This window comes from uncultured Lamprocystis sp. (assembly GCF_903933125.1).
In the GTDB taxonomy this organism is placed as follows: Bacteria; Pseudomonadota; Gammaproteobacteria; order Chromatiales; family Chromatiaceae; genus Thiodictyon.
In genome coordinates, this window is record NZ_CAIZIZ010000583.1 from 1 (window position 1) to 10743 (window position 10743).

General features: G+C 64.0%; 9 protein-coding genes and 1 tRNA gene. 7 read left to right on the forward strand and 3 right to left on the reverse strand.

Annotation, left to right across the window (positions count from 1 at the left end; all coding sequences use genetic code 11):
- The first annotated feature begins 230 nt into the window (after positions 1-230).
- Positions 231-1232 (forward strand): class I SAM-dependent methyltransferase, encoded by a 1002-nt coding sequence (locus QZY03_RS31590; protein ID WP_295588366.1) that lies wholly within the window; start codon positions 231-233, stop codon positions 1230-1232.
- 114 nt (positions 1233-1346) lie between these two features.
- Here the strand turns inward: QZY03_RS31590 and prmC are convergent, their stop codons facing one another.
- Genes prmC through hemA form a run of 3 tightly spaced genes read right to left on the reverse strand, consistent with a single transcriptional unit; the run spans position 1347 to position 4586 of the window.
- The gene (prmC, locus tag QZY03_RS31595; RefSeq protein ID WP_295588369.1) at positions 1347-2207 is read right to left on the reverse strand and encodes a peptide chain release factor N(5)-glutamine methyltransferase; all 861 of its coding nucleotides are present in this window, start codon (positions 2205-2207) and stop codon (positions 1347-1349) included.
- Positions 2208-2218: 11 nt separating this feature from the next.
- Entirely contained in the window at positions 2219-3301 is a 1083-nt protein-coding gene (gene prfA / locus QZY03_RS31600; protein ID WP_295588372.1) for a peptide chain release factor 1, read from the reverse strand.
- A gap of 10 nt (positions 3302-3311) precedes the next feature.
- Positions 3312-4586: a glutamyl-tRNA reductase gene (gene hemA, locus QZY03_RS31605; protein ID WP_295588374.1), complete on the reverse strand. Its 1275-nt coding sequence runs from the start codon at positions 4584-4586 to the stop codon at positions 3312-3314.
- A gap of 381 nt (positions 4587-4967) precedes the next feature.
- On the opposite strand from hemA, the gene QZY03_RS31610 reads away from it, so the two are divergent.
- The 6 genes from QZY03_RS31610 (at position 4968) to pth (ending at position 10300) form a co-directional block, all read left to right on the forward strand.
- Positions 4968-6896, forward strand: coding sequence for a tetratricopeptide repeat protein (locus QZY03_RS31610; protein WP_295588377.1), 1929 nt, complete (start codon positions 4968-4970; stop codon positions 6894-6896).
- A complete protein-coding gene (ispE, locus tag QZY03_RS31615) occupies positions 6893-7774 on the forward strand; it encodes a 4-(cytidine 5'-diphospho)-2-C-methyl-D-erythritol kinase (protein ID WP_295588379.1) in 882 nt (293 codons plus the stop codon). Before QZY03_RS31610 ends, ispE begins: the two co-directional genes overlap by 4 nt.
- Before the next feature lie 23 nt (positions 7775-7797).
- Positions 7798-7872: transfer RNA gene (locus QZY03_RS31620), tRNA-Gln, on the forward strand.
- Between the two features lie 54 nt (positions 7873-7926).
- Positions 7927-8880, forward strand: a complete 954-nt coding sequence (locus QZY03_RS31625; RefSeq protein ID WP_363170074.1) for a ribose-phosphate diphosphokinase — start codon at positions 7927-7929, stop codon at positions 8878-8880.
- A gap of 116 nt (positions 8881-8996) precedes the next feature.
- Entirely contained in the window at positions 8997-9608 is a 612-nt protein-coding gene (locus tag QZY03_RS31630) for a 50S ribosomal protein L25/general stress protein Ctc (RefSeq protein WP_295588381.1), read from the forward strand.
- A gap of 113 nt (positions 9609-9721) precedes the next feature.
- Positions 9722-10300 (forward strand): aminoacyl-tRNA hydrolase, encoded by a 579-nt coding sequence (gene pth, locus QZY03_RS31635; protein ID WP_295588383.1) that lies wholly within the window; start codon positions 9722-9724, stop codon positions 10298-10300.
- The last annotated feature ends 443 nt before the right edge of the window (positions 10301-10743 follow it).

A 10743-nucleotide genomic window follows, 5' to 3' on the forward strand; every position in this document is an offset into this window, starting at 1 on the left:
CACACCGGACCGTTACCAGTCCCGCATGTGCTCCTAGGCTACGACGGGAGAAACCGTCGGTTCTATCAGGCCGCCTCCTAGCGACTTCTTGTAGAACATTCACTTACGCGACTTCGTGTCGCACAACGATGATCAAGGCCATGCGAGAGAATCCGGGGCGCTACGAAAACGACAACTCGTGTATTCGTTGTTTAACTGATTTCTGACTCGTGACTAAAAGTATACGTGAAGTGAACAAAGAACAGGCCGCCGCATGCCGCATCTGCGGTCACACGGAAGGTCACCGTATCCACCAGGCACGGGAGACCATGTATGGTGTGGATGGCGCCTTTTTCTATCTGGAATGTGCGGCCTGCGGGTGTCTTCAGTTAATGGATATCCCGCAGGATCTTGGCGCATTTTACCCGTCCGACTATTGTTCCTTCGGGCGGGTGAAGGTCAAATCGATCGCGCCCTGGCGCCGTTGGCTCAAGTCGCTGCGTACGCGGATACTGCTCGGTCAGGGCGGGGTCGCCGGTCGGCTGCTGAAGCCCTTGATCCCCTTGCCGCCCTATGGCGACTGGATGCAGCGGCTGTCCATGGGGCTTGACGCGCGGATTCTGGATGTTGGCTGTGGGTCAGGGCATCTGCTGCTGCGTTTGCAGAAGGACGGGTTCAGCGCGCTCGCGGGCATTGATCCCTACATTGCCGAGCGGCTGGTGTATCCAGGCGGGCTGGTGGTGAACAAGCAGCGGATCGAGGAGCTGGACGGTATCTTCGATCTGATCATGCTGCATCATTCATTCGAGCATATGGACCATCCGCGGGAGGTCCTGGCGACGCTGGTGCAGCGGCTCGCGCCCGGCGGCAAGCTGCTGATCCGGATCCCGGTCGCGGGCAGCTATGCCTGGCGCAAATACGGGGTGTCCTGGGCCAATCTCGACGCGCCGCGGCATTTGTTCCTACATACACCGAAAAGCCTGTCGTTGCTGGCCGCCGCGGTGGGTTTGCGGATTACGGCGACGCTCTTCGATTCGCAGTACAAGCAGATCGCGCTCAGTGAGTGGATCAGCCTGGGCGGGACGATGACGCGCTTCGATCAAGGGGAGAAAGCCTATTTTACGGCAGAGGAACTCAGCGGGTTCAAGCGCCTGGCACGGGCACTCAATGCCCAGCGGGATGGCGATTGTGCGGCCTTTATTCTGGAAAGAGCCGTCTCGGTTGCTTACTGCTTGACCGACCGATCGTCCTGAATCTTTGTGATCTTTGTGTCTTTGTGTGAGAACTGCATTTTCCAGCGCTAAAATGTTGGGGTTCGTTCCTCACCCCAACCTACGGTTGGCCAGGGTCCCCGGCCGGAGCCTTGATCAAGACCCCCACCCCAGGGTGACGCGATCTTGTCCGGCCAGGTCCCGTCGGGTTTCCGGATTGATCAGACCCTGGCCGTTGAATAAGGCGCGGACAGATTCGCCCTGCGCGCATCCGTGCTCGATCGCCAGCAGTCCGCCGGGGCGCAGGCAGCGCATGGCGTCAGCCATAATGTCCCGAATGGCATCGAGTCCGTCCGGACCCGCGGCGAGCGCAGTCCGCGGCTCGAACGGCAGGTCGCCCTGATCCAGGTGGGGATCGGCCGCGGCGATGTAGGGCGGGTTGGCGAGGATCAGGTCGAGCGTGCCGTCGGCGATGGGCGTCAGCCAGTCGCCGAGTAGGGGGAAGCAGTGTGCGAGCCCGAGCGTACGGAAATTGGATTGGGCGATCACCAGTGCCGCCGCGGACCGGTCGCTGGCGATGACCCGCCAGGCGGGCCGTTCGACCGCAACGGCGGCGGCGATGGCACCGCTGCCGGTGCCGAGATCCGCGACCCGGTGCGGCCGGTCCGGATCCGGCAGTTCCAGCGCGATCTCGACCAACAATTCGGTCTCCGGTCGCGGGATCAGGGTATCCGGTGTGACGCGCAGGTCCAGTGTCCAGAATTCCTGGTGTCCGCGGATGTAGGCGATGGGCTCGCCGGCCAGGCGCCGGGCGAGCAGGGCCGCGAAGCGGGCGGCGGCGGCTGGGGTGAGCGGTGTCTCGGGCCAGGCCACGAGTCGGATGCGCGGCCAACCGGTGGCCTCGGTCAGCAGCAGTTCGGCTTCCAGTCGGGGGCTGGCCTGGGGCAGGCGGGCGAGGGCGGCGGCGGCGTTGCGCAGTGCCTGACCGACCAGGGTGCGGTCAGGCGGGTCGTCCACCGGATGCACCCCTATTGATCGCCCATCATGGCGGTGAGTTGTTCGCTTTGATATTCAGCCAGCAGGGGTTCGACGATCTGATCCAGCGCCCCTTCCATCACCTCGTCCAGTTTGTAGAGGGTGAGGTTGATGCGATGGTCGGTGAGCCGATTCTGTGGAAAGTTGTAGGTGCGGATGCGTTCGGAGCGGTCGCCGCTGCCGACCTGGAGCTTGCGCGACTGGGATTCGGCGGCGGACTGAGTGTCCTGGGCCTGGGCCAGTAACCGCGCCTGGAGCAGCGACAGTGCGCGCGCCTTGTTCTTGTGCTGGGAGCGCTCGTCCTGACATTCCACCACCATCCCTGACGGCAGATGGGTGATGCGCACGGCGGAGTCGGTCTTGTTGATGTGCTGGCCGCCCGCCCCGGAGGCACGGTAGGTGTCGATGCGCAGGTCGCCGGGATTGATATCGATGGCGTCGATCGCATCCGCCTCGGCCAGGACCGCGACGGTGCAGGCTGAGGTATGCACCCGGCCCTGGGATTCGGTTTCGGGGACGCGCTGCACGCGGTGGGCACCGGGCTCGAACTTGAGCCGGGAGAAGACGCCCTGGCCGCTGACGCGCACGACGACTTCCTTATAGCCGCCCAGTTCACCCGAACTTTCGCTGAAGACCTCGGTTCGCCAGCCGCGGGCTTCCGCGTAACGCAGGTACATGCGCAGCAGGTCACCGGCGAACAGCGATGCCTCGGCGCCGCCGGTTCCGGCGCGGATTTCAAGAAAGCAGTTCCGTTGGTCGTTGGGGTCCGGGGGCACCAGCAGCCGGTGCAGGACCGGTTCCAGTGCATCGCGGCGGTCGGCGGCCGCGGCGATTTCGTCGCGCGCCAGCTCGGTCATCTCCGGGTCGGCCAGCAGTTCCTGGGCCGCCGCCATCTCGGTCTCGGTGTCGCGATAGCGCGCGAAACAGTTCACCAAGGGTTCCAACTGCGCGTATTCACGGCTCAGGTCCCGAAACCGGCCCGTGTTGGACTGGGTTTCGGGGTCCGATAGCAGGAGGGTGATCTCGCTGAAGCGCTCGTCCATGCGCTCCAGCCGATCGCGGATCCGCGGGTTCATGTCGCGTGCGTCAATGCGGCTGGGCGACGCGGCCCAGTTCGAGCGCGAACAGCTCGTTGGCCGCCTCGAGGATCTCGGCGTCGCCCTCACGGGCGGCTTGCCGCAGTCGCGTGCTGGGGGCGTGCAACAGCTTGTTGGTCAGCGTGTGGGCGAGGAACGCCAGGACATCGGCCGCGGGTTTGCCGGCGTCGAGTTGGCGTTTGGCCCGCTCCAGGACCTCATCGCGCAACAGTTCGGCGCGTTGGCGGTAGTCCTGGATCACATTGGCGGCATCGAGCGAACGCATCCACGCCATGAACTCCTCGGAGTGAAAGGTGACGATTTCCTCGGCCTCGACCGCCGCCGCCTGACGCGAGCGCAGTCCCTCGTCGATGACCCCTTGGAGGTCGTCGATGGTGTAGAGGTAGACATCGTCCAAGGTGCCGACTTCCGGCTCGATGTCGCGGGGGACGGCGATGTCCACCATGAACATCGGACGGTGTTTGCGCTTCTTGAGCGCCCGCTCGACGGTGCCTTTGCCCAGTACCGGTAAGGGGCTGGCGGTGGAGGCGATCACGATGTCCGCGTCCGCCAAGTGGTTGGCGATCTCGGTCAGCGCAATGGCGAAGCCATCGAACTGGGCGGCCACCTCGTGGGCGCGCTCCACGGTGCGGTTGGCCACGATGATCCGCCCGACGCCGTTTTGATGGAGGTGGCGGGCGGCCAGCTCGATGGTTTCCCCGGCGCCGATCAGCATGGCCGTCTGTTTCGACAGGTCACTGAAGATCTGGCGCGCCAGGCTGACCGCCGCGAACGCCACCGAGACCGGGCTGCTGCCGATGGCGGTGTCGGTGCGGACGGTCTTGGCCACCGAAAAGGCGTGTTGGAACAGTCGGCCGAGGAGTTTTCCGGTGGCGGTGCAGTCGGTCGCGGTCTGGAAGGAACTCTTGACCTGACCCAGGATCTGCGGCTCCCCCAGCACCATCGAGTCGAGGCCGCAGGCGACGCGCAGCAGGTGGGTGACGGCGTCGCGGCCGGCGTGGGCGTAGAGGAACGGGTTGACCCGCTCGTGTTCGACGCCGTGAAAACCGCCCAGCCAGTGACGAACCGTTTCTTCGCCCCCATCCTCTACGGCGCAGTACAGTTCAGTACGGTTACAGGTGGAGACGACCACTGCCTCATGGACACCCTCGCGACCTCGCAGGTCGCGCAGTGCCCCGGCAATGATATCTGGCCCGAAGGCGAGGCGCTCACGCACCTCGATCGGGGCCGTCTTGTGATTGAGCCCGACAATCAGCAGTTTCATGTTCAGACCGTCAGTTGAGATCCCGCAATTGTCCCGCTTATGGCGCGAGATGCAAGTCGTGGTTACGTTCCGGGAGTCTGAGAGCGCTCAGGGCGTCCGGTCGGCTGTCGTGCCGACGCCCGATGGCGGGTCAGTTGGCGGACTGTCCCGCGCGGCCGCCGCGACCTGGGTATACTCGTCCCCGTGGCTGTTTGGCAGATGGCGAGATGCCCGCGCGTGCCGGTGCAGGGGTGGCCCGGTGCTCTCTAAACCATGAGAATCTCATGAATAACAGTTTTTTACTATGTCTGCGACCGTTGATTGTCCGGGTGTGCACGCCACTGACCTGCCCTGCCAAGGGTCCCATGAACCTCCAGATGAGTGTCTTGAACGATGTCTGCGATGCAGCCCTTTAACGTCGTTGGCGCCCTGCGCTGGGCCTGCGGTGTCCTGTGCGTCCTGGGCGGCGCCCTGACAGCGTCGAATGCCTGTGAGACGCCGGCGTTGTCACCCGCCGCCGTGTCGCTGCCGGGGCTGCGCGCTACCGTGCAGCCGGTGTCGGACCGTCATCCCAGGTTCGGCGGACTGGTCGCTGATCTGACGCCCGGCGGATCGGCGGCTCCGTTCGCGCGACCTGGGGATGCCGACGGTGGCCAGGCGGCGAGTAACACCGCGCCAGCTCCCGTCGTCGCAGCACCCCAGGTGGAGTCACGGCCGCGGCGCGACAGTTTGGACGCTGAGTTGGTCTACGCGGTCCTGGTGGCCGAGGTGGCCGCGCGGCGCGGCAATCTGACGATGGCGTTTACCCATTTTCTGCACGCGGCCCAATTGGCGCGTGACGCCAAAATGGCGGAGCTGGCGGTGCGCGCGGCGATCGGTGACCAGGATGATACCGGGGCCGGGCGGGCCGTGGCGCTCTGGTTGGAGTTGGCGCCCGAGTCCCTGGGAGCCCACCAGATTGCCGCACTCCTGCGGATCAAGTCGGGTGATCGTGAAGGGGCGCTGACCCACCTGACCCGTGTGATCCGGTTGGCGGGGGCGGACGGCGAGTCCGGGTATCTCCTGGCGGCCGGCATCGTGGGGCGGGCCGGGAGTGCGTCGGAGCGGGTGAGTCTGATGCGCGCCCTGGTCGACTTGGATGCGTCCAATCCTGACGCCCAACAGGCCTTGGCCATGGTGGCTGCCGGTTCGGACGAGAACGTGATCGCGGCCGACGCGGCCCGGCGCGCGCTGGAGTTGCGTCCGGGTTGGGATACGCCGCGGCTCTTCCTGGTCAAGCTCCTGCTGTCCGAGGGCAAACGCGGCGAGGCGCGCAAGCAGCTCGAAGCCTTCGTTGCGGCGACTCCTGAGGATCAGGGGTTGCGGATGCTGTACGCCCAGTTCCTGGTCGAGGAGAAGGAGTTTTCCGGTGCGCGGGAGGTCTTCGCGACGCTGCTCGAAGCGCGTCCAAAAGCGCCGGATGTTCTGTTTGCGGCCGGCGTGCTGTCCCTGGAGTTGGACGATCTGGATGCTGCACGCGGCTATCTGACGCGGCTCTACCAGACCGGTGAGCGGCGGGATGAGGCCAGTTTCTACCTGGGTCAGATCGAGGAGCGCGCCGCGCATCCCGACGCGGCGATCGATTGGTACGGCAAGACTCAGGGAGAGAACTTGATCGATGCCCAGATCCGGATCGCCGTGTTGCGCGCCAAGGCCGGGGAGGTCGAGCGCGCGCGTGAGATCGTGCAGCAATTGCGTGACCAGATACCCGATGACGCGCCGATGCTGTACCTTGCCGAGGCCGAAATCCTCGACCAGATCGACCGTGAGGACTTGGTGATGCAGGTTTATAACGCCGGGTTAGCCGCCTTTCCCGACGATGCGGACTTGCTTTATGGCCGCGCCATGTATGCCGTGAAGCGCAATCGTCTTGATCTGGCAGAACCGGACCTGCGGCGCATTATCGAGCGTAATCCAGGGCATGCGGATGCGCTCAACGCGCTGGGTTATACCCTGGCCGATCGCACCGATCGCTACCAGGAGGCCTTGGGTTACATCGAGCGTGCTCTCAAGCTGAAGCCCGATGAGCCGGCGATCCTGGACAGCGTCGGCTGGGTCAACTTCAAGCTCGGCAATCACGATGTCGCTCTGGAGTTCCTCACGAAGGCGCTGGGTGCGATGAAGGATGGTGAGATCGCCGCGCATCTGGGTGAAGTGCTCTGGGCGCTGGGCCGCCAGGATGAGGCTTGGGCGGTCTGGGATACCGCACTCAAAGAACACCCGGATCATGTTTACCTTAAAGAAGTGATCGGGCGCCATCGTGTCACCCGGCAGGACGAATCATCGCAATGACTTCACTCGCGCACGCCGTCGCCTGGCCGGCGCCGGCTAAATTGAATCTGATGTTGCGTGTCCTCGGTCGGCGCGAGGACGGGTACCATCGGTTGCAGACGGTTTTTCAATTTATCGATCGTTGCGATCGGTTGTGGTTTGCTCCGCGTGCGGACGGCGCGATCCGGCGGGCGCCCGAGATCCCCGGGGTTCCCGCGTCCGCGGACCTGACAGTGCGCGCCGCACAGGCCTTGCGGGCCTTCACTGGTTGTCGCCTCGGGGTGGACATTCGGCTGGAGAAGGTTCTGCCCATGGGCGGGGGGCTCGGGGGCGGCAGTTCCGATGCCGCGACCACGCTCGTCGCCTTGAACCGGCTGTGGGGCCTTGACCTCGGGGAGGATGAGCTGGCCGGCATTGCGCTGCCATTGGGGGCGGATGTGCCGGTCTTCGTGCGGGCGCGGGCGGCCTGGGCTGAAGGTGTCGGTGAGGAACTGACGCCGGTAGAACTGCCGGAGCCCTGGTATCTGGTGCTGATCCCTCCCGGTCAGGTCTCGACCGCGGCGGTTTTTGCCGATCCGCAATTGACGCGCGACTCACTTCCCATCACACTAGCCGACTTCTTGCGAGGAGATCGGCGCAATGACTGCCTCGACGCGGTGCGCCGGGGTTATCCTGAGGTGGCCGCCGCCCTCGCGTGGCTGTATGAGGTCGGTGGCGGCCAACTGACCGGCACCGGCGGATGCGTGTTCGCGTCCTTTGCGGATCAGGAGACCGCGCTGGCCGCCTGCGAACGCGCACCGGAACGCTTCCGGGCCTTTGTTGCCCGCGGGCGCAACCGCTCGCCGCTGCTCGACCGATTGACGTCCGAAGTGGCGTCGGCGGTCGAAAAGAACTTCTGAGGTTTCGCATTCATCGTCTTTTTTGGGGCGTCGCCAAGCGGTAAGGCACCGGGTTTTGATCCCGGCATCCCCAGGTTCGAATCCTGGCGCCCCAGCCACATCAGATCGCCATTCAGCCGTCGAATTGCAATCGTGCAGAGAAGAACAGTGCCGTGCCTGCTAGTCATATGATGGTCTTTGCCGGAAATGCGAATCCGGAACTCGCCGCCGAGATCGCGAACCACCTGAATCTGTCATTGGGCAAGGCCGTCGTCGGCCAGTTCAGTGACGGCGAGGTCATGGCGGAGATTCAAGAGAACGTCCGTGGCCGCGATGTCTTCGTGCTGCAGCCAACGGGTGCGCCGACCAATGACAACCTGATGGAACTCCTGGTGATTATCGACGCGTTGCGGTGGGCTTCGGCCAAGCGTATCACGGCGGTGATTCCCTACTTCGGGTATGCGCGTCAGGATCGGCGCCCACGTTCCGCACGGGTGCCGATTACTGCCCGTCTGGTCGCGAAGATGATCGGCCATGCCGGGGCCGACCGCGTCCTGACCATGGATCTCCATGCCGATCAGATCCAGGGTTTCTTCGATATCCCGGTGGATAATGTGTATTCCTCGCCGATTCTGCTCGGTGACGTGTGGCGCCAGAAGTACCCGGACCTGATCGTCGTCTCCCCGGATGTGGGCGGAGTCGTGCGCGCGCGCGCGCTGGCGAAGCGACTCGATGACGCGGATCTGGCCATCATCGATAAGCGCCGACCCAAGCCCAATGAGGCGAAGGTGATGAATATCATCGGTGATGTCGACGGACGTTCCTGTGTCCTGATCGACGATCTGGTGGACACCGCCGGTACCCTGTGTCGTGCCGCCCAGGCTCTGAAGGAGCATGGCGCTCAGCGGGTCGTGGCCTATTGTACCCACGCGGTGCTGTCTGGTTCCGCCGTGGAGAACATCGCCGATTCGCAGTTGGATGAACTGGTGGTGACCAATACCATCCCGCTGCGTCCCGAGGCGCGCGCCTGCCCGCGGATCCGCCAACTCAGTATCGGCGAGTTGCTCGCCGAGACCATGCGGCGGGTTTCGAACGAGGAGTCAGTGTCTTCTCTCTTCATGGACTGAGGCGATTTCCGTCAAATCCTCTTTTCGCGAGATGCGTGAACGTCTCGCACCCGAGTGCCGTGGGCTTGGTCGCGGGTCAGCGGCGCGTCTTTCATTGAACAAACTGGAGAACGCTCATGAGCGTAGATTTTGACGTCGTCGCCGTGCCCCGCAGCGATACAGGCAAAGGTGCGAGCCGCCGCCTGCGTCGGCAGGGTCTGGTGCCGGCCATTGTATACGGTGGTCATCAGGATCCGGAAATGATTGCGGTGCGTCATAATGAGTTGCTGAAGCACCTGGACAAGGAATCGTTCTACTCCCATGTGTTGAATCTCAACATCGGTGAGCAGGTTGCAACCGTGGTCTTGAAGGACCTGCAGCGCCACCCGGCCAAGCCGTTCGTGCTGCATGCCGACTTCCTGCGGGTCAGTCAGGACGAGAAACTGCGCATGGCCGTGCCGCTGCATTTCCTGAACGACCAGAAATCGCCTGGAGTCAAAGCCGGCGGCAACGTGTCCCATACCATGACAGAATTGGAAATTACCTGTCTGCCTAAGGATCTCCCTGAGTTTATCGGGGTAGATCTGTCGGAGATGGACATTGGCGATATCATTCATCTGTCCCAGATCCTGATGCCGGAGGGGGTCACTCTGGCGCACGTCCCCGAGACGGACGAAGCGGTGGTGGTGATGCATAGCGCCCATGCCGGGGCCGGTACGGAGACCGAGGAAGGCGAGGGCGCTGCCTGATCGCAGCGGGACCCGCGAACTCCTGAGCGTGCCAAGAGTCGCAGTGCGTAAATCCAACCGGTCCGACGGTGCTTCCGTCGGGCCGGTTATCCAGTCCGCAAGGGGCATTGATTATGGATGCGGTCGGCATCCGACTGATTGTCGGACTCGGTAACCCGGGTCCGGAATACGCGCCGACGCGCCACAACGTGGGTTTTTGGTTCATCGACGCACTGGCACAGAGTCAGGCGTTCAAGGCCGAGGCCAGGTTTCACGGCGAACTCTCGCGGCTGAGTCGGCGTGGGCAGGACCTGCGTTTGCTGAAGCCGTCGACCTACATGAATCACAGTGGCCGTTCGGTGGCTGCTGTGAGCCGCTATTTCGAGATTCCCCCGGAGCAGATCCTCATCGCGCACGATGAACTGGATCTGCCGGTCGGCACCGTGCGTCTGAAGCAGGGTGGGGGACATGCCGGCCATAATGGGCTGCGCGACACGATCAACCTGCTCGGCAGTCGCGATTTTTGGCGCTTACGCATCGGGATTGATCATCCCGGGGACCGTAGCCTGGTGACCGGCTACGTGCTCGGTCGCCCCTCGCGAGCCGATGCCCTGCTGATTGAGGACACCCTGCGCGATGTGGAGGGTGTTATCGACGACCTGCTTGACGGGCGGTTTCAAGTCGCCATGAATCGGCTGCATCGCAGTCGTTGAGGACCTGACGCCCGACCGGGAGAAGCGTCGCGGGGGCGGATCGGGGCTGCTGCCGCAGGAACGCGGTGAGGTTGGCGGCGGTCTCCGCCGGGCGTCCGATACGTTTTCCTCGAACATGGGCCGGACGGGGCATTCGCCCCGTCCGAAACGTTTTCTCCGAACCTGCCGGTTCCAATCAACGGTCGGCCACGGATCAAACATTCGGGACGGGGCGAATGCCCCGTCCCGCCGCGACTCGCTACCCGGTCCCGCCCACAGACGCCGACGTTACAGCCTATCACGCCCGAACGCTCACTCAAAGTGCCGGACGGGGCATTCGCCCATAGGCGCCAACTTAAGCAACCAGTTGATTTCCTGGCGTACTCAGGAACGCGATGACGGCGGCCGGGAGCGTTTGTAAGCGGCGTCGGCGTGGGCGTTCCGTTATCACCTCAAGGCATGCC

Bases quoted from the DNA above. Each gene is read 5' to 3' on its own strand.
- prfA (WP_295588372.1), bottom strand. From the start codon at position 3,301: ATGAACCCGCGGATCCGCGATCGGCTGGAGCGCATGGACGAGCGCTTC.
- hemA (WP_295588374.1), bottom strand. From the start codon at position 4,586: ATGAAACTGCTGATTGTCGGGCTCAATCACAAGACGGCCCCGATCGAG.
- QZY03_RS31610 (WP_295588377.1), top strand. From the start codon at position 4,968: ATGCAGCCCTTTAACGTCGTTGGCGCCCTGCGCTGGGCCTGCGGTGTC.
- ispE (WP_295588379.1), top strand. From the start codon at position 6,893: ATGACTTCACTCGCGCACGCCGTCGCCTGGCCGGCGCCGGCTAAATTG.
- QZY03_RS31630 (WP_295588381.1), top strand. From the start codon at position 8,997: ATGAGCGTAGATTTTGACGTCGTCGCCGTGCCCCGCAGCGATACAGGC.
- pth (WP_295588383.1), top strand. From the start codon at position 9,722: ATGGATGCGGTCGGCATCCGACTGATTGTCGGACTCGGTAACCCGGGT.